Consider the following 21,087-nt stretch of genomic DNA (forward strand, 5'->3'; position numbering starts at 1 on the left):
ACCTGCTTTACTCGGATCTTTTCCTTCCGACTGTATCATGATAGTAGCTCTTTGTAGATCCGTTCATACTCTTCTACAATTTTGCTGGAATGAAACTTTGTTCGGGCCGTTTGTAGAGCATGTCCCGAAAGTTCTTTGTGAAGTGTTTCATCTTTAAGCAATAACAGAGACTTTTCTGCAACTTGAGCAACATTTCCGACTTCACATATAAAGCCGTTGTATCCATCCTCAATGACTTCAGGGATGCCCCCTACATTTGTACCGATGCTCGGCACACCGCATGCCATAGCCTCCAGGGCAACTAAACCGAAACTTTCTTTTTCTGAAAGCAGCAGTTTGATGTCACTAAGCGAATAAAGCTCCTCCAAGTTATCCTGTTTTCCAAGGAACAATACTTTATCTTCTAATCCGAGTTCTCCCACCTGCCTGCAAATAACCGTCATTTCAGGTCCGTCCCCAACAAGAAGGAGCTTTGCCGGGATCTCTTTTTGTATAAGGTTGAATGCAGCTACTACGTCTGTTACTCTTTTCACCCCACGAAAGTTGGAAACATGAATAATGACCTTTTCATTATCCTTAATCCCATATTCATTTCTAAGATGCTGAGAATCTACTGCTTTGTATACTCTTTCGTCTATGAAATTATAAACAGTATGAATGTCCTTATCCGGCTGTATCAAGTCATTGGTTTGTTTCACTAATGCGGCAGAAACCGCGGTCACCACGTCTGACTTTTCGATCCCAAATCGAATCGCTCCTGTTAAAGAAGGATCATAACCTAGTACGGTAATATCTGTGCCGTGCAGGGTGGTGACAATCTTTACATCTTTACCAGACATTTGTTTACCCAAAATGGCACAGACTGCATGTGGGATTGCATAATGTACATGAAGGATGTCCAGGTTTTCACGCTCAGTAATTTCTGCCATCTTATTCGCCAGTGCTATATCGTAAGGCGGGTATTGAAACACTGAATATTGACTCACTTCGACTTGATGAAAGTAAATGTTGTGATACATTTTATTCAACCGAAATGGAATACTCGAGGTAATAAAGTGAATTTCATGGCCTCTCTCTGCTAATAATTTCCCCAGTTCTGTAGCTACTACGCCAGAACCTCCAACAGTCGGGTAGCAGGTAATACCTATTTTCATTTTCATACCATTAATCTCCTAACAAATCTTGATGCAATATTAGGGTGTTATAAGAAAAGAATCCTTCTGCATAACGTAGGCCCGCTTCTTTCCCCATCATTCGCTCCCTTGCTTCTACCGCTTCTATGTATCCTTCCGTTAACGGAGTAGACACTCCTTCAGCCCCTTGAGTAAATTGGCTCGTATATGCCTCTAAGCTTCGAATCTTCGTTTGCATATAGGCCTCAACATTCACTACAAATTGAGGTTTGTGAAAGCCGTTGATTATATAAAAATACAGATTATCCGCTTTATGTGCCTGAGTTGTGGAATGGAATTTCCGAATTCCAGCTGAAAAAAAAGCTTCTTTGATCAATTGTGAAGCATTCCCATGATCAGGATGACGATCCTGATCGTAGGGAGCGAATATCACTTTCGGCTTGTACATTCTGATCACGTTAACCACTTTCTGAATGTTTTCATCAGTTATGTAAATTCCTCTATCAGGAACATCCAAGGTCTCCCTCTTGAAGGCACCTAATATATGTGCAGCTGACCTTGCTTCTTCTTTACGCAAAGAAACGGTTCCATTTGAAGAAAGCTCGGCTTCTGTGAGATCACAAATCACAATCTTCTTTCCTTCGGCCGCATATTTTGCAAGGGTGCCGCCCATACCGATCTCCACGTCATCGGCATGTGCTCCAAATGCGAGGATGTCTATTTGTTGATCCACTTTACTCCTCCTTATCCTTTACCACACTTCGCCACTCGATATCTCCTCTTTCAAGCCCTTTCACCAATACTTCTGCTGTTCCCATATTGGTAGCTAATGGGACTTGATACACATCACATAGTCTGATTAGTGCAGATACATCAGGTTCATGTGGCTGAGCAGTTAAAGGGTCTCTAAAAAACAGGACAAGATCCATATTATTATTGGCAATATAAGAACCTATCTCCTGGTCTCCCCCCAGTGGACCTGACCGGAATCGATGGACAGATAATCCCGTTTCTTCCCCGATTCTCTTTCCCGTTGTTCCAGTGGCAAAAAGAGCGTGTTCTTCAATTATTGACTTATATGCCAATACGAAACGAATAAGATCATCTTTTTTCTTATCATGAGCTATTAATGCGATATTCATAACACTCACCCTTTAATCTAGAATATTTTCCAGCCCGTACACAAGTGTATCCAGCTTCATGACCGTATCAACGGAAACTTTCACTCCAGACATGAAGCTTCCCCGGTTAAAAGAGTCATGACGGATCGTTAATGCCTGACCTTCCGCCCCTAGCATCACCTGTTGATGAGCAATTAATCCGGGCAGGCGGACACTATGGATATGCATGCCATCTACATTCGCCCCTCTTGCACCAGTATGCGTTTCCTTTTCATCAGGGTGCCCCTGCTGCTTCGATTCTCTCACTTCCCTGATCATTTCGGCTGTCTTAACGGCAGTCCCTGAAGGTGCATCCAGTTTTTGATCGTGATGTAATTCAATGATTTCGACATCATTGAAATACTTAGCTGCCATCTGGGAAAATTTCATCATAAGTACTGCACCAATCGCAAAATTGGGGGCAATGATACATCCCAATGACTTTGATTCTGCAAGGGTCTTAAGTTCATTTAATTCATCTGTAGAGAAACCTGTCGTTCCCACAACCGGTCTAACACCGTATTCAAGGGCCGTTTTCGTATGGTGATATCCCACTTCCGGAGTTGTTAAATCAATAAGCACATCTGGGGTTTGATCTTGGAAGCATGATTCAATATCCGCGTACACCGGTACATCTATATCTATTTCTTTCTTATAATCAATCACACTAATAAGCGTAAAATGTTCAGTATCCTTTACTAACTGAACCGCTTCTTTCCCCATTCTTCCTCTTGGTCCAGCAATAGTGACGTTAATTTGCTCCATCTTCATCCCCACTTTCAATTCTTGTCCAGCGATTCTTATCTCTTGTATTAAATTTATGCATCACACGATCGTGGGCCTCTTCCAGGCTGATATCCAAGGAGTTCGCAAGGCAGATGACCACAAACAATAAATCCCCGAGCTCTTCCTCTATCGTTTTTTCTTCCTCTGAATTCTTCTTAGGTTTTTCTCCATAATGATGATTCACTTCTCTCGCCAGTTCCCCAAGTTCTTCCGTGAGCCTCGCAATCATTGCCAATGGACTGAAATACCCTTCTTTAAATTGACTTATGTATTGGTCTACTTCTTTTTGTAATTGATCCATCGTTTTTTTATTTTCCATAAGAAGCCACACTCCTTCAGTATCTCCTATCATGTTAGCTAAATCCTTTCCGTTTGACAAATATTACGTTTGATTTATTAACTCTTCATTGCCAGTTTGTTTCTCTTCTTATATAATGTCTCTGTCAACGAGATAATACGAATAGAAGGAGGGAAACACACATGTTGGGTTTACGCTATAAAAATATATTATTCATCCTGTTGGGCTCAGCTATCTTCGCATTTGGACTTGTCCATTTTAATATCCAAAATAAATTGGCTGAAGGCGGATTTACCGGAATAACACTTATCCTTTATTTTTTATTTGACATTGATCCGTCTTACTCCAACCTGGCCTTAAATATCCCCCTATTTTTCTTAGGATGGAAGCTTCTCGGAAAGAAAGCTTTTTACTATACTGTACTCGGAACCGTCAGCCTCTCTGTATTTCTATGGATTTTCCAAAGATATCAAATGACGATCAACCTGGAAGGTGATCTGTTTCTTGCAGCCTTATTTGCAGGGGTATTTATCGGGGTTGGACTCGGGATTATTTTCAGATATGGCGGTACGACAGGTGGCGTTGATATCATCGCTCGACTCGCCCATAAGTACATAGGATGGAGCATGGGGAAAACGATGTTTATGTTTGACGCCGTTGTCATTGGAGTCTCTCTTATTACGTACCTGGAATACAGGGAAGCCATGTATACACTGGTAGCTGTATTCGTTGCGGCAAGGGTCATTGACTTTATGCAGGAAGGGGCATACTCAGCCAGGGGGGCTATGATCATTTCCGACAGCCATGAAGAAATAGCAAGTGTCATCAATGAAAAAATGGATCGGGGAGTAACTGTGCTCAGAGGACATGGTTCCTTCACGAAACAAAACAGGGAAGTGCTCTACTGTGTAGTCGGGAAAAATGAAATCGTCCGGCTGAAAAATATTATCACAAGCGTCGATCCACATGCATTCGTCTCCGTCACCGTTGTACATGACGTACTTGGCGAAGGGTTTACATTAGACGCAGACAAGAATCCTTTACATGACTAATATGGATTTTCAATATACAAAAAGAAGCTGGGCTCAAAACTAGAGTCCAGCTTCTTCTTTATTAATCAATCGTCACTATTCATCCCAGTAAAGATTAATACAAGTCTAAGTAATTCAATAACCGCAACTGCAGCAGCAGCTACATATGTCATCGCCGCGGCGTTCAATACTTTACGTGCATGTCGTTCTTCTTCATTCCGAATCAGCCCAAGTGAAACGATCTGATTCATCGCCCGGGAAGAAGCGTTGAATTCTACAGGAAGGGTGATTAATTGGAACACAACCCCCGCTGCCATCAGAATGATACCAAGTAGGAACATTCCAGTCATTTGAGTGAACATTCCGATCAGTAAGAAGATCCAGGACATATTGGAGCCTATGTTAGCGACTGGAACCAAAGCATGGCGGAACCGTAAAAATGCATAGCTTTCAGCATCTTGAATCGCATGTCCGACTTCATGGGCCGCCACAGCTGCTCCCGCTACAGAATGTCCGTGATAGTTATCAGGTGACAATGCAACCGCTTTGGTAATCGGATTGTAGTGGTCACTTAGAAAACCTCTGCCTTCCACGACCTTCACGTTGTGTAATCCATTGTCGTCGAGAATCCTCCTAGCCATCTCCCTGCCGGTCATACCTGAGGTGGTGGCCACTCTTGAATATTTCTTAAACGTACTCTTTACACGCATTTGAGCTCCGATTGGAATAAGAGCAATGAGTAAAAAGTAAATTAAAAATCCTGCCATTATCGCAATAACCTCCAGATGTTTAGATATCTAAATTTTATAGTGCTATAAAGATCCTGTCAATTTTTTTGACGCTCTGACTTTTTTGATTCCCCTTGTCCTTTATATTTTCTCCAACCTACATAAGATAATGTAGAGACAATGATACTGCCGGTTGATATGATCACCCACCAAAGGGAAGGATCTGCTTCATCCTCTTGTTTATTTTCAAACAGCTTCTCTAAGTCAGTTTCCAAGGATGTTAATTCGGTCATGGTTTCCGTACTTTCCAACACGTCTTGCCGGTAATGATCCAAGTAAGAAATCCTTGCGTCCAGGGCTTGAGCGCGTTCGATCGGAATATCTAATTTAATACTTGGTTGAATAATATTATATTTCGATAAAAACATATTCAATGTTGTATGGTATTCATCTACATCTCCATTTTCCGCTGCCGACTTCACTCCATTAAATGCTTCCATTATCGGGTCTTCCATTTCGACCCACAAAGGCTGATATTGACTGCTTAAAGCATCCATCACAAGGCGGAACTTTGTAACGGCGTTCACCTTCTGCTCCATGTCAGCGGAGGTTTGATTGATACTCTCCACTGCCAGATTATGTGAGATGGTGAGAATTCTAAGCTCATCCATTGAAAAAGACCGTTGGGCACTCAAAGACGCAAATTCATCAGAGAAATAAACCAGTAGATGTTTCGCTTCTTCGTATCTTCCAGCCTTTGTCATTTGCAAGGCCTGGTCTGCAACTTCATCAAGCTCGTTCATCGGAGACGTCGACTCTACTGCATTTAATGGGTGAGGTATTAAAATGAGAAAAAAGAAAAGCGCGATAAAGAATTGGATAAATTTCATACTTGTCCCCCCTAAAACTACTAGTAAAGTTTATGAAAGGGTGGACAAGAGTAGACCAAAAAAAGACTATGGGATAAGTTGAATATCCAAGCGTTTCGTTTTTTGTGTGAAGAAATAAGCGATAACGATTGAGACAATACTTAACCAGAAAGTGAAGTATCCAATTTGTTGTATGTACATATACAAACTTGAATAAACGGGATACTGCATATATACGTAATCGATGATGTCATTATGTACAGTCCATACGGCACCGACTATAATGTGCCAAATCCTCACTCGGTAAAAGGAAGAATACAATATCCCTTGTAAAGCCATTGCTCCATGTGACGCCATGAGCATATAGCCCTCCCAAGGTAAATTACCGGAAACCCACAGGGTCAACAAGTTCATTACCACAGCCCATATCCCGTATTTAAATAGCGTGATAATGGCTAACACTTCAAATAATGGCCAATTTCGATTCAGTAAAAATGCTATGAGAACAAAACAAAAAAACAGACTGGCTGTCGGGCTGTCGGGAACAAACACTAAAAATTGCGAGGGAGTATTTCGTAGTTGAGGGAGATACCATATATAACCGTATATGGTGCCAAACAAATTCACAATGAGAAGCAACCATATAAACGTTTTATTCTTCAAGATGGACATGATCCAGAGCATATATTTAATCCTCTCTTTCAAGTAGAAAAAAAGAGCCAACGTAAGCCGGCCCTTTTTCATTGTTTATTCTTTTAAACCAGAGATGAATTCAGCCAGTTTGTCCAGCTCTTCGTCTGATCCTTTAAATAACCCTGCAGGCATGCCTGGTGGTTTACCGTTTTTAGCAATATCCGCTACTTCTTCAGGTGAGAGGCCAGTTGCAACTAAAGAAGGTCCTGCTCCACCTTGCAGATTTTCACCATGACAGTTAATACAACCATTTTTCTGGTCTGCATAGATTTTATATCCTTCAGATTCTTTATCGATATCCACTTCAGCCTGGATCTTACCTTGTTCTTTCGCTGCTTCCCAGTCATGAGTCACAACTGATTCCCAAGTCAAGAAATATGTTGCTGCAAGTGCCAATAACATGAATCCTACTGCAAATGGGCGTTTAGTTGGGCGACGTTCAGGTCCTACGTCGATAAATGGAGCAAGTAAAAGCGCTCCAAATGCGATTCCAGGAATAACGAATGCTCCAATAACATTATAAGGTCCAGATGCATATGTGTATTTAAGTAATTGGTATAAGAATAAGAAATACCAGTCAGGTAATGGAATATATCCAGTATCTGTTGGATCGGCAACACGCTCTAACGGTGATGGATGAGCAACCGTTAAACATAGATAACCGATTAGGAAAACAGCTCCAACTAACCATTCTTTTAGTAAGAAGTTTGGCCAGAAAGCCTCTGTTTTTCCAGGGAACTCCGAATAATCTTTAGGAATATTCGGCTTTCTGCCTGCAGGTACACGTGAGTCCCCTACAAACTTCATCCCTTTTCCTCGATGCATAGCGTCCCCCTCCTTCTAATTTAAGGTTTATTAATTTATGTTCGTATCTTATAGTGGTCCTGAAATACCTTGCTTACGGATCATCAGGAAGTGAGCTCCCATTAGTCCAAGCAATGCTGCAGGCAGGAAGAATACATGAATAGCGAAGAATCTCGTTAGTGTTTGTGCACCAATGATAGAAGAATCTCCTGCGAGTAAGATCTTCACTTGCTCACCGATAAATGGTGTAGCAGCTGCGATTTCAATACCAACCTTCGTAGCGAATAGCGCTTTCATATCCCACGGTAATAAGTAACCAGTGAAACCAAGTCCTAACATTACGAAGAAAATAAGTACTCCAACAACCCAGTTCAATTCACGAGGTTTTTTGTATGCACCTTGGAAGAAGACACGTAGTGTATGTAAGAACATCATTACGATAACCAAACTAGCTCCCCAGTGATGCATTCCACGGACAATTTGTCCAAATGCAACTTCATTTTGCAGGTAATACACAGATTCCCAAGCGTTTTTAATATCTGGAACATAGTACATTGTCAGGAACATTCCAGATAAAATTTGAATTACGGTAACGAAGAATGTTAATCCACCAAAGCAGTAAACAAACGCTGAAAAGTGATGCGCCGGGTTTACATGTTCAGGTACTTCGTGATCCGCAATATCGCGCCACAAAGGCGTAATGTCCAAACGCTCGTCAACCCAATCATAGATTTTGTTCAGCACAGATTACGCCCCCTTACTTAACATATTTATTTGGTTCAGGTTGTCCAAGGTATAAAATACCGTCTTTTTCTTTTGTTGGATATACATCCAACGGTGCTGTCGGTGGTGTACCAGGAACATTTTTCCCGTTTTTCTCATACAGACCACCATGACAAGGGCAATAGAACTTGTTTGGGTTACTCTTGTCGCCCGCCCAGTTAACAGTACATCCAAGATGCTTACATACTGGTGAAAGAGCAACAACATTCCCCTCTTTGTTCTTATAAACCCATGCAGTTTGTGTTACTTCTGATGTGTACCACGCATCTTTTTGTTCATAAGAGAAATCGACACGTACTGGTTCATTTGTTAACTCTGAAACTTTTTGCTTTGTCGCTTTAAATTCTCCAGCAGCTGAAGTTTTTAATACTGGATCTACAGCAAATCGAACCATCGGCATTAACATTCCTGCCGCCATGAAACCGCCTACACCCGTAAGTGTATAGTTAAGGAATTGACGTCTAGATACACGATGTTTGCTCATCCTTTTCCCCCCTCTATCGTAAGGTAAGTCCATCGGACATATTTCGCACAAATATAAAACTAGGACATAACTATGATATATTAAACTCTATACAAGGTCAATAACTCTCTAATCTAAATGATGGACACAATGTGAAGTTTTTATGAATTTTTTTGCCATTTTTGTACAATCACATTTAAGAGCTGTTTCACTTGATCTTCCATGATGGAATGTTTGTACTGTTCATCTAAATGCTCAAGCGGTATAGAGGGCACCCAAATCAAGCGGTCATGCAATTCCCCCTCTACCTTTTTCCATTCGCTGTCCGATGTAAGAAAGAACGTATGCTTCACTCCGCTGGCACTTAATTCTTCTGCCCATTGGGTTAATCTTGAAACCTCATTTTCTCTGGAAGCAGACATAGTATACGTAAATGGAGGTGTCATGATCATCCTGCCTTTAAATTGTCTTTCAAGGTGAAAGGTAAGCAGCGTGATGAATTCGGATTGTGCTGCGGACGTCTTGATATCCTTTAGGAAATCAACAGGAACAATCGGAATGACGGCAGTATCTATGTATTCTTTTTCAGATTCAAAGACTTCAATATCTTTAACGTTCCAATTCATTGTAAAACCCTCGTTTCTTCTTTCATTTTCACTTCCCATCATATCACTTTATAACACTCGTTTAAAAGTGATTTCACTTTTTTAATAGTATGCTCCATAAACCTTCTTCCTATTTATCTGAACCTATAGAATGAGGCTCTTTTTCGAAAAGATTGTTGCTTTAAGTAATAAGGTATGCCTAGTCTCTGCCAATTTGTTTGTGCTGGATGGTGAGTGGAAGTGCTTCGCTTTCCGCGGACGTTCGGCCGAGCCTCCTCAGCTTAGCCGAACGGGGTCTCGGCACGACCGTACTTCCGCAGGAGTCTACGCACTTCCCCTCACCATCTGTAAGAAATTAACGTTACAGAGCTTAAAAGGGACAAAATCATTTTAAAAGATTGGTTGGTGTATTTTTAAATTTCTAATATCAAAATTCATGCTTATTTAGTTTATTGAAGCGGAAGATGCTCAACTCCAAATTTGAATTTTTCAATATTCGGAATGGTTTTTTGTGTTTTTCTATCTGGCATATGCAGACAAAATATCGAAGCACAGAGTGGATTGTAGCGGAAGGCATTTGACTCCTACGGGAAATAGAGGAAAGGTCGAGACCCCACAGACGGTACGTCGAGGAGGCTCGACTTCCTCCCCGGGGAATCTTGTGCCTGGAGCGAAAAGGAACGGTCCCTGTTTTCACACTAACACTTATGATAAAAATATTTTTTTGAAGTTTGCAAAGTCAGTGGTTGAGACCCCGCAAGCGAATAAAAAAGCTCGAATGAAGAGATGTACCTTTCTCTTCATTCGAGCTTTTAGCTTAAGCTATTCAATTCTTTGGTTAATTTCTTGAAGGATTTTTCATCACCGGTATCAAGAGCCTGATCTATGGCCTTTAGCAATCGATCACGTTGAAAGGTTTGCAAACTGTCTTTGAGGAATTGTTCGGCAACAATCCTGTCTTTTTCATTAATCAAAAGATACTTCGGCATAAAAGGGTTTTCTTCAAGTACTGCTGCAAATTGATAACTTGAATTTGCCTTACTGAAGTTCAATTGAATATAAATATCTTCGTCCTTATTTAAACGAATATCGTGAAATGACTTCTCCGCATCAGTTGTCATGATGTTCTCTTTATAGAATCGGAATGGCACATCCTCAACACAATGTGTGGACATTACAAGACCTCTTGGACAGTACTGAGATTCTTCAACAAAATGAACTTTTTTCATTAATTGATCATGACTCATCAGGTAATTCAGTATCCACACACATTCTCTTCTTTTTAATTGATATCGGTTTAAAAACCAGCGAATAAATTCTTTCTTCTCGTTGACAGAAACAGGGGTGGTCATGGTTTTCCCTCCTCTGCAGAATCTTTTTTAGTTTAGGTCCGTTTTCCTTTTGACATATAGCTTAAAAACGTTAGCAACTCTAAGGTGATCTCATGTTTACACACCAGCCAAATCCCTTTGTACCACCGACGTCGTTTCGTTTAGTCTTGTAATCTTTCAATCAGGTCCTGCCACTCGTCATTTGAAGGATCCATTTCAATCAGGTGTTTATATACTTCTACCGCTTCGCCTCTGAGTCCTTCTTCTACTAGAAATTGTCCGTACTCTAGTAAAAACTCTTGATGATTCTTAAAGTAAGTATATGCAATACGGTATTGTTTTAATGCATGATTAAATTGTTCAAGCCCCTCATAGGCCTTTGCCAGATCCCAGTTGATTTGAGGCTCTTCTTCCCCTTCAACCTTAAGCATCTGGGCGATCTCCAATACATCCTCAAACCGATCTTGCGTAAAGAACAATTTATTTATGACTAAAGCTGCTTCGACATAACCTGGATCTAAGGCTAAAGCTTCCCTAAAAAATGTCTCTGCCTCTTTTTCCAGCCCAAGCTTTAAGGAAATTTTCCCACCAAACAAATTCAGCTCCTTGTTGTATTCATCCTGTTTTACGCCCTCTTGAATGGTTTCCAGGCTTTCCTGCAGCTTTTCTTCATGTTCATAGGATCTGGCTAATAATAAATACACCGAATGATATTCAGGATCCAGCTCTTTAACCGAAATAAGCTTTTCTATGGCTTTTTCATAGAATCCAGCCTGATATGCAGTAACGGCATATCCGAATAGTGTATTGATTTCCAGGTGATCCTGAAGAGCTTTTTCGTAATGTGTCAATGCTTCTTCAAAGGCTCCCCCTACACTATAAGCTTCGGCTAACCTTTGATGGACATTGGTTCCACCCAGCTCAGTCGTGCCTTTCTGAATGAGGGCATGATAATGTCTTATCGCTTCCAGGAACCTGCCTGTTTCAGAGTATAATTCCCCCAGGCCGAAATCAATGACAGGCTCATCTGGTAATAACTTCTTGGCTTGTAAAAGCTTCTGTTCACTAACTTCAAATAAACCTTGCATTTGATACAGATCTGCCAAAAGGAGCAATGCTCTTGGATAGGTGGGGTCTTCTTCATCCAATTGTGCGAGTTTGTCTATCGCCTCTTCTTCATTATCCATCTCCACCATCACTTCTGCGAGCTCAATCAGGAGTTCTCCCTCTCCCGGGTAATACTCCAGCAGATTTTCATACAACTCTTTGGATTCCTCAAGAAACCCTAAATGGTGTAATTCTTCAGCCAGGCTGAATTTTTCTTCATGACTTCCAAACTTCAATGCTTGCTTATACTGTTTCTTTGCTTCGTCCAATTTCCCTTCTTCTAATGAAGATAACATTCGTTCAGCGTATGACATGGTCAATCCCTTTCTATAAAAAAGCTAAATAGTCTTTAAATAAAGTACCCGGGTGTTTGAATGACTAGTTCTTCACCAGCACCAGGATAATAATAGCCTCTATTATTTAAGTAAAAACATTTTCCTTTATTCATTGTACATTTTAGCACATGTTGGTCAGTTTTAAATGCAGAGGGCTCAGCACCAGTCTCACCTTCGATATTCATATAGAGGTTATAACTTATTTCTCCACCCACCAAAAAATTTCCTCTAAGGGGATATATTCCAATTTTCTTCAGTTCTTTAAGCCTCAATGGTTCTTTTTGCGGGATTTCATTTGAAAGATGAGGAATTTTCTCGTTTTCCATCGTATTTTGCCATATTTTAAGATGCTTCATTTTTGTTTTTATGTCTATATTTGTCGTAAAAAAAGGGACAAAAGTAATAGGATAATCATATAAAAATCCTTTGATCCATCCCCAGCGAATTTCCTTGAATAGATCTATTTCATCAATGTCAATCCAGACAACGGGAACCTTATGTCTTTTACACGACCGAATGACTGTAGGAGTAATAAGATTTGCAGATGTTTTTAACCCAATCGTGTAATCAAGAGGACTATTTAACAAGGAGGTTTTGCGTTCATTCCATTTAGCTAAGAATTCGTATTCGTACCCTAATGTAAATGCCGTCAGGACAGTAGTACAACCTTTGTGGATAAATTCATCCAGGTAATAATTCTTTATTGAAAGAAAATCAGTTCCTTCAGGCACCTCTAAGTCACACATTACATGTCCGGGGGTCATCATGAAAGATGAAACATCCATCCTCATGTACCGATAATAAGAAAACCTGTCTCTTATGGCCGATATTTTATCGTCTTTAACGAGTAAAGAAGTTTGAGTGACTTTGGAATCTTTAATCCAATTCGCATTTTCAATAATATACGTACTCAAATCACCATCACCTTCCTTTATAGACAAGCTATGAAAGAAGGGATGAAATCATGCTATGCATTCATATAAAAGGAGAGGTGTAAGGACTATAGTATAGTCCTTACACCTCCCTAAAGGAATTCACGTACATTATTTCTGTAAAAGTTTGTTTATATGCTCAAAGAAAGTTGGATACGAAATGTTCACTGCATCCGCACCTTCAAGATAGACGTCAGAATCTGTTATTAAAGAAGCGACAGCCAATGTCATTCCGATCCGATGATCTCCCCAGGAATGAACCTCACCACCGTGTAATGGCGTTTTCCCTTGAATGATCATGCCGTCCTCAGTACCCTGAATGTCAGCACCTAGATGTCCAAGCTCTTGTACGATGGCATCGATTCGATTAGTTTCCTTGACCTTTAATTCTTCTGCATCTTTAATGATGGTCCTACCCCTTGCCTGGGAAGCCAACAGGGCGATAACAGGGATTTCATCAATTAACGATGGGATCAGTTCTCCGCCAATTTCTATTCCTGTGAGATTTGAAGACTCCACCAGTATGTCACCTATCGGTTCTCCACTTTTTGAACTCTCCATTATTTCTATGGATGCCCCCATCTTTTTCATCACTTCAACAATTCCCACACGGGTTTCATTAAGGCCGACATTTTTCAGGAGCACTCGACTATTCGGTACAATCGCAGCAGCTACCATGAAGAAGGCTGCAGAGGAAATATCCCCGGGGACATAGACTTCAGTTCCTTTTAACACCTGACCGCCCTTTACCTTGATTGTATCTCCATGTCTTTCGATATGGCCACCAAATTCGATAATCATTTTCTCAGTGTGATTTCTTGTCTTTTCAGGTTCTTGAATTTCAGTAGTACCTTCTGCCTGAAGTCCTGCCAACAAGAGAGCAGACTTCACTTGTGCACTCGCTACAGGCAACGTGTATGTAATTCCTTTCAGGTCACCCCCGCGGATTGATAAAGGAGTATAGTTGCCTTCTGAACGACCGTCGATTTTAGTCCCGAACTCTTTTAATGGTTCTGTCACTCTTTTCATTGGGCGTTTAGCAATCGAGTCATCCCCAATAAGGATTGAATGAAAAGGCCTCCCTGCCAATATCCCCATAATAAGACGAGTAGTGGTACCCGAATTACCAACATCGAGTATGTCCTGTGGTTCTTTTAAATGATTCCAGCCACCGCCTGAAACGATCACTTCCCCATCACTTACTTGGATATCAACACCTAACTTACGGAAGCATTCGATTGTGCTTAAACAATCCTCACCCATAAGAAAATTATGTATAACGGTTATCCCTTCAGCAACCGAACCAAACATAACAGCCCGGTGTGAAATCGATTTATCCCCGGGAACATGCAGTTCTCCATTAAGACCTTTTTGGGGGTTTATTAATTTCTTTTTTCCTTCCATCCTTATCACCCTTTACCCTAAGAATAATTCATAATCCGTATTTTCTTTTAAGCAGTTTAATGCTCTTTCCCTATCTTCGAGTGTTTGAAAGCTGATGACTAATACTCCGTAAATATCTTCTCTCGTTTCCAGGATTCTTATGTTTGTTAAACTTATGTTTTCCCCGGCAAGGTAAGCAGTAACTTCAGAAATCACCCCTGGATAGTCAGGAACATCAACAAATAAGTCATAGAACGAAGGTATGGCCCCTTTTTCTAGGATTGGAAGATCATCGCGAAAAGTTTTCGCTTCTGTAAAGTAATCAAAGATTCCCTGGGAGTCCTTCTCTTCAATAATGGTGATGACTTCATCCATTTCTGATTTCCACTGTCTGAGAAGTGAAAGCAAAACAGCACTGTTCTGAAGCGTGATATCCTTCCACATCGTCGGGTTAGAAGAGGCAATCCGCGTAATGTCACGGAACCCTCCAGCAGCGAGCCTCCGCAAATAAGGATGCTGTACAGATGATTCTTTCGCTTGATGAACAAGAGATGCCGCTACAATATGTGGAAAATGACTGATCGTACCTGTTAGTTCATCGTGCTCCCTGGGTTCGACGATCAGAAATTTGGCATGCGTTCCTTTCAGCCATCCCTGAAGTTCTTCTACTTTTTGACCAGTAGCACCAGAACCTGGAGTCAGCATATAGAAAGCATTTTCAAATAAGATTTTTTTAGCTGCTGCTACACCGCTTTTGTGAGAACCTGCCATCGGGTGTCCACCAATGAACTGAATCCCTTTAGCAGTCAGTTCCTCGGAACACTTCATAATTTGTTCTTTTGTGCTCCCCGTATCGGTGATTATCGCCGTTTCTTTTAAAGCGAATGATTGAAACTGCGCAATAATCTTTTCAGTTTGAAAAACTGGTGTGGAAATGATGATGAGATCCGCTCTTTCAGCAACAGGTTGTAAAGATAGTGACATTTCATCGATAATTCCGAGTGACCTCGCCAATCTTAACTCTTTATGGTTAATATCATGTCCAATGATTGTAGCATCGGGGTGTTCACTCTTTATACAGAGTGCCAATGAGCCTCCGATTAATCCCATCCCGATGACCAATACTGTCCCTTTCATGATTGCCCCCCTCAGTTGATTTGAAAAAAGTCGGAATGGGCTCACATTTCGGAGCCGTTCCGACCATCCATTCCTTTTCACACTTGTTTTTGAAGGGCTAGAAATTCCTTCATTTTCTCAATAACCTCTTCATTTTGTTCATATGAGCCTACCGTTACCCGTACAGAATGAGGATATCCCAGAGCCTCTCCGGATCGTACAATGAATCCCTTACTCATCAAGAATTGAAACACATCATCACCGCTAACACCGAAATCGATTAACACGAAGTTTGCTTGTGATGGTATATAATGCAGGCTGCGTTCCTTGCAGAATTGGTAATACTGCTCCAGTCCTTTACGATTATGCTCCCTGCATTCTCTTATAAACTTCTGGTCTTCAACGGCTGCTGCTGCGGCTCCCTGCCCTAAAGCATTATTATTGAACGGTTCCCGGATTGGTTCTAATTTTCCTATCACATCTTCATTTGCAATTCCAAACCCTACTCGAAAGCCTGCTAATCCGTATGCCTTTGAAAAAGTACGTGTGATCAATAATTGAGGGTATGATTTTAATAATTCCAATGAATTATAGTAGTCCCCGGCCACCACATATTCATAATAAGCTTCATCCAATACGACTAACACATGCGCAGGAACAGCATCCAGGAAGGAGATGAGTTCCTCACTGCGAATATATTCCCCTGTTGGGTTATTCGGTGAGCAAAGCCAAACGACCGAGGTCGTTTCATCAATTTCAGCAAGCATCTTGGTTAATTGATGTCTGCCAGCTGAGTCAAGGGGAACTTCTCTTATTTCTGCTCCTTCAACAATGGCATTGTGCTTATACTGAGGGAAAGTCGGCGTAGCCATAACCGTGCTTTTATCACCGTCTAGTAATGCTCTTGAAATCATCTGAATCACTTCATCTGATCCATTCCCGAAAAGTAACTGTCCAGGGTCAACAGATAGCTGCTCTGCCACCTTCATTCGCAGTTCCTTTGCATAACCGTCGGGATAAATCGCATGTGAAACCGCGTTCGTCTTGAGAAAGGTTTCAACGTTCTTTGAACAGCCGAATGGATTTTCATTCGAAGCAAGCTTCACTACCTTGTCGAGATTGAATAGTTCTTTCACATCATCCATCGTTTTCCCCGGCTGGTATGCTTTAAGATTTTGAATCTGAGATCTCCACTTCATGCTTACCTTCCTTTCAATCGTTTTCATTCGAAATAGACGCGGTATCCTTCAAGTCAGGACGTAGGCTGACTGCATTTTTCATATAAATATGTTGGATGTCTTTCTGAGGTGTAGATGTATTTAAATGAATCATCACTCTAATACAATTCGGCAATGCATCAGGGAGATCCAACTCCTGCATACACATGACAGGAACATATTTCCAGTCTTCAATCCTTCTTAATGCTTTTGCCGGAAATACACTCCTGATGTCACTGGTGGCAGAAATAAATACAGATGCAACATCCTCTGCCATAATATCATTATGTAAAATCATTTCCCTTAAGAGACTTTCAGTTGAAAGGAGAACTTCCTTTTCATTGTCACAATCCGTTGTAGTGGCGCCTCGAACTCCCCTGATCATTCTTCCACTCTCCCTTTATTCCGGCTAATGAGCTCTATTTTTACTTACGTGATTCATTAAGACCAGATTTCTAATTAAACTCTCGAATAAATTGATCTGCCCGTCTTAAGTCCTCAACAGATACTTTCATCATCAATGGTTTCCCAATATCCTTCAATAAGACAAAAACAGGATTTCCATGTTGGGATTTCTTATCAAGTTTCATTCCTTCATATAAATTGTCAAAAGTGATATGAGATGGAATGTTCAGATTGTACCCAAGTGAAGCGACCCAATCAATAAATCCTTGTAGATCGAATGTAAGATCGCAGTATTGTTCACTAAGATAGAGAGCAAAAATCATCCCGATCATCACCGATTCACCATGCGTTCGATTTCCGTATCCACTGGCACTTTCAACGGCATGGCCATACGTATGCCCAAAATTTAAAAACGCCCGGATATTCGATTCTCTCTCGTCCTTCGCAACAATATTTCCTTTAACACGGATCCCTTTCATCAGACAATCGGTTAGAAATACATGATCCAACCGTTCCGGGGAATGAAAATTATCCATCAACTCCTGTAAAAAAGCTCGATCGGATAAAAAGGCGTGCTTAATCACTTCTGAGAATCCGGATAGAACTTCCGTTTTCGGTAAAGTCGTCATATAATCCAAATCAAAAAACACACCTTCAGGCTGATAAAATTGCCCTACCATGTTTTTGCCAAGGGGGTGGTTAATCGCTACCTTTCCTCCAACAGAACTATCATGTGCGAGAATCGTTGTAGGGACACCTATGAAGGGGATCCCCCTCATATAGGTGGAAGCCACGAAACCTGCAAGATCTCCAATGGCTCCGCCTCCGAAGGCTATCACCAGGGCACTACGATCGATATGATTTGCAAGACCGTGGGTGATGGCATCTTCATAAATAGCGAAACTTTTGGCCTGTTCTCCTTTGGGAGCAAGATAAGTCGTTACGTCATATGTTCGACTAAAAATCTCTGAAAAAGCTGTTCCATGAAGGTTGTAGACCTCTTTATCAGCGATGATCCACAATTTAGATACTTGCGGGAAGCTCTTTTTGATAAAAGAAACAATTTCATTCGTCATTTCCACTCCAATTTTCACGTCATACGTTTTGGAAGCAGTGTGAATGGTTATCTGTTTCATTCATTAATACTCCTTGGACTCTTGACGTTGTCTATTGATATCTTCATGGAGCTTATCGAATTGATCACTATGAAATTGTTCCACGATAGCAGAAGCAAGTTCCCACGCAACTACGGCTTCTGCCACTACGCTTGCAGCAGGTACGGCACAGCTATCGGACCTCTCGATACTTGCTTTAAACGGTTCCTTTGTTTCGATATCCACACTTTGTAATGGTTTATACAGGGTGGGAATAGGCTTCATGACCCCTTTAACCCGAATGGGCATTCCTGTCGTCATACCGCCTTCGAAGCCGCCTAGACGATTCGTTTTACGGTAATAACCATGTTCTTCACTCCAGGCAATCTCATCGTGAACTTCACTACCCGGTTTTCGAGCCATTTCAAATCCCAAGCCGAATTCGACCCCTTTGAATGCATTAATACTCATGACAGCCATGGCAATCTTCGCATCAAGCTTACGATCATAATGGACATAGCTCCCGACTCCTGAAGGCATCCCTTCAACGATGACCTCAACCACACCACCTATGGAATCTCCATTTTTCTTCGCTTCATCTATTAAGTCCATCATTTTCTGTGCAGCTTCTTTATCCAGGCACCGGACCGGAGAATCTTCAGTAATATCTCTAAGATCTTTTATAGAATCATAGTGTAGGTTCTCTGCTTTAATTCCACCAATTTCAAGAACATGACCGACAACCTCGATACCTAACAACTTTAATAACTTCTTCGCAACGGCACCTGCAGCCACTCTTACAGTGGTTTCCCTGGCTGATGACCTTTCTAACACATTCCTCAGGTCCCTATGTCCATATTTCATACCACCAACAAGGTCTGCATGTCCTGGTCTTGGCCTTGAAATCTTTCTCTTTACCTCTTCTTCTGCTCCAGGCTCCAGAGGTTCGATACCCATCACTTTCGTCCAGTGAGTCCAGTCTCTATTCTCCACAACCAGTCCTAAAGGAGATCCCAGAGTATATCCATGCCTCACTCCTCCAACGATCGATGCCTGATCTTTCTCGATTTGCATCCTCCGGCCACGGCCATAGCCTTTTTGCCTTCTTGCCAGGTTTTCATTGATATCCATAGCTTCTAATGGCATTCCTGCAGGCAGCCCTTCAATGATGGTCGTTAATTGTGGTCCATGTGATTCTCCAGATGTTAAGTACCTCATTTCACTTTCCCCCTTCAACTCGTTAAAGAATTATGTACCAATATAACATAGAATTCAGATCATTTCCTAGCCCTTAAGTTTAAAAAATTTTCTAAAAACCTCTCTAACACAGAAAAAAACGATGCGACCTAACATTTTTAACTTTTAAACTGTAGCATTCGCCAGAAGCAAGCGTACAGCCGTCCAGTAAATGCAGGATCGACATCGTAAATTTCAGATTTTTTTATAGAAGAATGTGTCTTCTGTCTCGAACCCGTATTGGGATGGGTTGAAAATTTGTTCGGTACTCCCGACAAAGAGTACACCGCCTGGTCTCAGTGATGCATTGAATTTTTTATATAATAGGTTTTTCGCTTCCTCAGTGAAATAAATTAACACATTTCTGCAAACAATCAAGTCGTATTTCCCCTCAAATGGGTCTGACAGCAGGTTCTGCTGCTTGAAAGTCACGTTTCTCCTGATCACTTCATTCAATTTGAACAAGGCGCCTTCCCGGGTGAAATAACGGGCTTTCATTGCGGAGGGGACCTCATTCAGTGATCGTTCAGGGTAGAGACCATTCCTTGCACGTTGAATGGCATTTTTATCGATATCAGTCGCGGTGATGGTCCGTCCAGAAAGAGTCATGTGTTCCGACAGCATCATGGCGATCGTGTACGGCTCTTCCCCCGTAGAACAAGCTGCACTCCAAACTTTAAGCGATTTGTTTTCGTGTAGAAGTCTGGGAAGGATTTTAGTCTCGAGAACTTCCCACCGTTTGTAGTTTCGATAAAATTCTGAAACATTGATCGTCATTCGATCAAGAAACTCTTCCATTTCTTCAGTGTCACGGTTCAGCTTACTGAAAAACTCTTGAAAGCTCCCGCAGCCTTTTTTTTCATACAAGGCCGTTAATCTCCTTTTCATTTGAGCTTCTTTGTAAAGGGAAAGATCGATACCCGTTTTTCTTTTTATCCCTTGAATAAATTCAAGATAATCATTTGACATAAGGAACCACTCACTTTGCTACATAAAAGGTATAAGACTATATGTATTATATCGAACGTCATTCAGAAAAGTTAAACACTATTCCATAAAAAAAGGCAAGTCGCCTTAACACGACTTGCCTAAAAACATTATGATATATCAGATATTAATAAACCCACTCGTTCATTAATTTAGAATACTCTACCAGTTCTTCCTCTTTGAAGAATAAGCCGATTTCTCTAACAGCGCTTTCAGCAGAGTCAGATCCGTGGATGATATTCTTTCCGACTGTCAAGCCGAAATCACCGCGGATTGTTCCAAGGGCAGCATCCTTAGGGTTTGTTGCTCCCATCATTCCACGAGCTGTCGAGATGACGTTTTCACCTTGCCAAACCATTGCAAATACTGGCCCAGAAGTGATAAAGTCAACAAGTTCTCCAAAGAATGGTCTTTCCTTGTGCTCTCCGTAATGCTCTTCAGCAAGCTCATTTGAGATGCTCATTAGCTTCGCCCCTACCAATTGAAAGCCCTTTTTTTCAAAACGTGATACGATATCACCGATTAACCCTCTTTGTACGCCGTCCGGCTTTACCATTAAAAATGTCTTTTCCATTTTCCCCACTCCTAAAT

The 21,087-nt window shown here is 41.2% G+C and carries 24 protein-coding genes; 1 reads left to right on the plus strand and 23 read right to left on the minus strand.

The genetic code is table 11. The features are described 5' to 3' along the window. Positions 1 to 35: 35 nt before the first annotated feature. From bshA to RSX31_RS06650, 5 genes are read right to left on the minus strand one after another with little or no spacing between them, the layout of a single operon-like run. Positions 36 to 1,160, minus strand: coding sequence for an N-acetyl-alpha-D-glucosaminyl L-malate synthase BshA (bshA, locus tag RSX31_RS06630; protein ID WP_148994230.1), 1,125 nt, complete (start codon positions 1,158 to 1,160; stop codon positions 36 to 38). Positions 1,161 to 1,164: 4 nt separating this feature from the next. After that, positions 1,165 to 1,866: a bacillithiol biosynthesis deacetylase BshB1 gene (gene bshB1, locus RSX31_RS06635; protein ID WP_187443531.1), complete on the minus strand. Its 702-nt coding sequence runs from the start codon at positions 1,864 to 1,866 to the stop codon at positions 1,165 to 1,167. A 1-nt stretch (position 1,867) separates the two neighbouring features. Continuing rightward, entirely contained in the window at positions 1,868 to 2,275 is a 408-nt protein-coding gene (mgsA, locus tag RSX31_RS06640; RefSeq protein WP_148969449.1) for a methylglyoxal synthase, read from the minus strand. 12 nt (positions 2,276 to 2,287) lie between these two features. Next, the gene (dapB, locus tag RSX31_RS06645; RefSeq protein WP_148969450.1) at positions 2,288 to 3,058 is read right to left on the minus strand and encodes a 4-hydroxy-tetrahydrodipicolinate reductase; all 771 of its coding nucleotides are present in this window, start codon (positions 3,056 to 3,058) and stop codon (positions 2,288 to 2,290) included. Beyond that, positions 3,045 to 3,398, minus strand: coding sequence for a nucleotide pyrophosphohydrolase (locus tag RSX31_RS06650; RefSeq protein WP_148969451.1), 354 nt, complete (start codon positions 3,396 to 3,398; stop codon positions 3,045 to 3,047). Before RSX31_RS06650 ends, dapB begins: the two co-directional genes overlap by 14 nt. Before the next feature lie 161 nt (positions 3,399 to 3,559). Between RSX31_RS06650 and RSX31_RS06655 the strand changes: the two genes are divergently transcribed. Then, positions 3,560 to 4,429: a YitT family protein gene (locus RSX31_RS06655; protein ID WP_148969452.1), complete on the plus strand. Its 870-nt coding sequence runs from the start codon at positions 3,560 to 3,562 to the stop codon at positions 4,427 to 4,429. 65 nt (positions 4,430 to 4,494) lie between these two features. Here the strand turns inward: RSX31_RS06655 and RSX31_RS06660 are convergent, their stop codons facing one another. From RSX31_RS06660 to ndk, 18 genes are all read right to left on the minus strand, one after another. Continuing rightward, positions 4,495 to 5,175 (minus strand): zinc metallopeptidase, encoded by a 681-nt coding sequence (locus tag RSX31_RS06660; RefSeq protein ID WP_148994232.1) that lies wholly within the window; start codon positions 5,173 to 5,175, stop codon positions 4,495 to 4,497. 59 nt (positions 5,176 to 5,234) lie between these two features. Beyond that, entirely contained in the window at positions 5,235 to 6,026 is a 792-nt protein-coding gene (gene ypjB / locus RSX31_RS06665; RefSeq protein WP_315633977.1) for a sporulation protein YpjB, read from the minus strand. A gap of 66 nt (positions 6,027 to 6,092) precedes the next feature. Continuing rightward, positions 6,093 to 6,689, minus strand: a complete 597-nt coding sequence (locus RSX31_RS06670) for a DUF1405 domain-containing protein (RefSeq protein ID WP_148969455.1) — start codon at positions 6,687 to 6,689, stop codon at positions 6,093 to 6,095. A gap of 63 nt (positions 6,690 to 6,752) precedes the next feature. Beyond that, positions 6,753 to 7,523: a menaquinol-cytochrome c reductase cytochrome b/c subunit gene (locus RSX31_RS06675; RefSeq protein WP_148994235.1), complete on the minus strand. Its 771-nt coding sequence runs from the start codon at positions 7,521 to 7,523 to the stop codon at positions 6,753 to 6,755. Between the two features lie 48 nt (positions 7,524 to 7,571). Then, positions 7,572 to 8,246: a menaquinol-cytochrome c reductase cytochrome b subunit gene (qcrB, locus tag RSX31_RS06680; protein ID WP_044336350.1), complete on the minus strand. Its 675-nt coding sequence runs from the start codon at positions 8,244 to 8,246 to the stop codon at positions 7,572 to 7,574. Between the two features lie 13 nt (positions 8,247 to 8,259). Then, positions 8,260 to 8,769 carry a QcrA and Rieske domain-containing protein gene (locus tag RSX31_RS06685; protein WP_044336348.1) on the minus strand — a complete coding sequence of 170 codons (510 nt, stop codon included), beginning with the start codon at positions 8,767 to 8,769 and terminating at the stop codon, positions 8,260 to 8,262. Positions 8,770 to 8,909: 140 nt separating this feature from the next. After that, the gene (locus tag RSX31_RS06690) at positions 8,910 to 9,374 is read right to left on the minus strand and encodes a YpiF family protein (RefSeq protein ID WP_148969456.1); all 465 of its coding nucleotides are present in this window, start codon (positions 9,372 to 9,374) and stop codon (positions 8,910 to 8,912) included. Between the two features lie 791 nt (positions 9,375 to 10,165). Continuing rightward, positions 10,166 to 10,705, minus strand: coding sequence for a ReoY family proteolytic degradation factor (locus tag RSX31_RS06695; RefSeq protein ID WP_044336344.1), 540 nt, complete (start codon positions 10,703 to 10,705; stop codon positions 10,166 to 10,168). Positions 10,706 to 10,845: 140 nt separating this feature from the next. Further along, positions 10,846 to 12,105, minus strand: coding sequence for a tetratricopeptide repeat protein (locus RSX31_RS06700; protein ID WP_315633986.1), 1,260 nt, complete (start codon positions 12,103 to 12,105; stop codon positions 10,846 to 10,848). Positions 12,106 to 12,140: 35 nt separating this feature from the next. After that, positions 12,141 to 12,911, minus strand: coding sequence for a hypothetical protein (locus tag RSX31_RS06705; RefSeq protein WP_148969458.1), 771 nt, complete (start codon positions 12,909 to 12,911; stop codon positions 12,141 to 12,143). 258 nt (positions 12,912 to 13,169) lie between these two features. Continuing rightward, entirely contained in the window at positions 13,170 to 14,462 is a 1,293-nt protein-coding gene (aroA, locus tag RSX31_RS06710) for a 3-phosphoshikimate 1-carboxyvinyltransferase (protein WP_148969459.1), read from the minus strand. Positions 14,463 to 14,474: 12 nt separating this feature from the next. Beyond that, a complete protein-coding gene (locus RSX31_RS06715) occupies positions 14,475 to 15,578 on the minus strand; it encodes a prephenate dehydrogenase (RefSeq protein WP_148995554.1) in 1,104 nt (367 codons plus the stop codon). A 77-nt stretch (positions 15,579 to 15,655) separates the two neighbouring features. Then, entirely contained in the window at positions 15,656 to 16,756 is a 1,101-nt protein-coding gene (gene hisC, locus RSX31_RS06720; protein WP_148995555.1) for a histidinol-phosphate transaminase, read from the minus strand. A gap of 13 nt (positions 16,757 to 16,769) precedes the next feature. Then, positions 16,770 to 17,159, minus strand: coding sequence for a chorismate mutase (aroH, locus tag RSX31_RS06725; protein WP_148995556.1), 390 nt, complete (start codon positions 17,157 to 17,159; stop codon positions 16,770 to 16,772). A gap of 70 nt (positions 17,160 to 17,229) precedes the next feature. Beyond that, positions 17,230 to 18,315 (minus strand): 3-dehydroquinate synthase, encoded by a 1,086-nt coding sequence (aroB, locus tag RSX31_RS06730; protein WP_148995557.1) that lies wholly within the window; start codon positions 18,313 to 18,315, stop codon positions 17,230 to 17,232. Between the two features lie 3 nt (positions 18,316 to 18,318). Further along, positions 18,319 to 19,491 (minus strand): chorismate synthase, encoded by a 1,173-nt coding sequence (gene aroC, locus RSX31_RS06735; protein ID WP_148995558.1) that lies wholly within the window; start codon positions 19,489 to 19,491, stop codon positions 18,319 to 18,321. A gap of 213 nt (positions 19,492 to 19,704) precedes the next feature. Next, positions 19,705 to 20,478: a CheR family methyltransferase gene (locus RSX31_RS06740; RefSeq protein WP_148995559.1), complete on the minus strand. Its 774-nt coding sequence runs from the start codon at positions 20,476 to 20,478 to the stop codon at positions 19,705 to 19,707. Positions 20,479 to 20,623: 145 nt separating this feature from the next. Next, complete coding sequence (gene ndk / locus RSX31_RS06745; protein WP_148995560.1) at positions 20,624 to 21,070, minus strand: nucleoside-diphosphate kinase; 447 nt, start codon at positions 21,068 to 21,070, stop codon at positions 20,624 to 20,626. Between the last annotated feature and the right edge of the window lie 17 nt (positions 21,071 to 21,087).

It is taken from the genome of Rossellomorea yichunensis, from assembly GCF_032337515.1.
Lineage (GTDB): Bacteria > Bacillota > Bacilli > Bacillales > Bacillaceae_B > Rossellomorea > Rossellomorea yichunensis.

Bases quoted from the DNA above. Each gene is read 5' to 3' on its own strand.
- ndk (WP_148995560.1), bottom strand. From the start codon at position 21,070: ATGGAAAAGACATTTTTAATGGTAAAGCCGGACGGCGTACAAAGAGGG.
- RSX31_RS06715 (WP_148995554.1), bottom strand. From the start codon at position 15,578: ATGAAAGGGACAGTATTGGTCATCGGGATGGGATTAATCGGAGGCTCA.
- RSX31_RS06675 (WP_148994235.1), bottom strand. From the start codon at position 7,523: ATGCATCGAGGAAAAGGGATGAAGTTTGTAGGGGACTCACGTGTACCT.
- RSX31_RS06700 (WP_315633986.1), bottom strand. From the start codon at position 12,105: ATGTCATACGCTGAACGAATGTTATCTTCATTAGAAGAAGGGAAATTG.
- RSX31_RS06685 (WP_044336348.1), bottom strand. From the start codon at position 8,769: ATGAGCAAACATCGTGTATCTAGACGTCAATTCCTTAACTATACACTT.
- RSX31_RS06695 (WP_044336344.1), bottom strand. From the start codon at position 10,705: ATGACCACCCCTGTTTCTGTCAACGAGAAGAAAGAATTTATTCGCTGG.
- RSX31_RS06660 (WP_148994232.1), bottom strand. From the start codon at position 5,175: ATGGCAGGATTTTTAATTTACTTTTTACTCATTGCTCTTATTCCAATC.
- bshA (WP_148994230.1), bottom strand. From the start codon at position 1,160: ATGAAAATGAAAATAGGTATTACCTGCTACCCGACTGTTGGAGGTTCT.
- dapB (WP_148969450.1), bottom strand. From the start codon at position 3,058: ATGGAGCAAATTAACGTCACTATTGCTGGACCAAGAGGAAGAATGGGG.
- RSX31_RS06655 (WP_148969452.1), top strand. From the start codon at position 3,560: ATGTTGGGTTTACGCTATAAAAATATATTATTCATCCTGTTGGGCTCA.
- RSX31_RS06705 (WP_148969458.1), bottom strand. From the start codon at position 12,911: ATGGATGTTTCATCTTTCATGATGACCCCCGGACATGTAATGTGTGAC.
- aroC (WP_148995558.1), bottom strand. From the start codon at position 19,491: ATGAGGTACTTAACATCTGGAGAATCACATGGACCACAATTAACGACC.
- aroA (WP_148969459.1), bottom strand. From the start codon at position 14,462: ATGGAAGGAAAAAAGAAATTAATAAACCCCCAAAAAGGTCTTAATGGA.
- ypjB (WP_315633977.1), bottom strand. From the start codon at position 6,026: ATGAAATTTATCCAATTCTTTATCGCGCTTTTCTTTTTTCTCATTTTA.
- aroH (WP_148995556.1), bottom strand. From the start codon at position 17,159: ATGATCAGGGGAGTTCGAGGCGCCACTACAACGGATTGTGACAATGAA.
- RSX31_RS06740 (WP_148995559.1), bottom strand. From the start codon at position 20,478: ATGTCAAATGATTATCTTGAATTTATTCAAGGGATAAAAAGAAAAACG.
- RSX31_RS06690 (WP_148969456.1), bottom strand. From the start codon at position 9,374: ATGAATTGGAACGTTAAAGATATTGAAGTCTTTGAATCTGAAAAAGAA.
- RSX31_RS06670 (WP_148969455.1), bottom strand. From the start codon at position 6,689: ATGCTCTGGATCATGTCCATCTTGAAGAATAAAACGTTTATATGGTTG.
- aroB (WP_148995557.1), bottom strand. From the start codon at position 18,315: ATGAAACAGATAACCATTCACACTGCTTCCAAAACGTATGACGTGAAA.
- hisC (WP_148995555.1), bottom strand. From the start codon at position 16,756: ATGAAGTGGAGATCTCAGATTCAAAATCTTAAAGCATACCAGCCGGGG.
- RSX31_RS06650 (WP_148969451.1), bottom strand. From the start codon at position 3,398: ATGGAAAATAAAAAAACGATGGATCAATTACAAAAAGAAGTAGACCAA.
- mgsA (WP_148969449.1), bottom strand. From the start codon at position 2,275: ATGAATATCGCATTAATAGCTCATGATAAGAAAAAAGATGATCTTATT.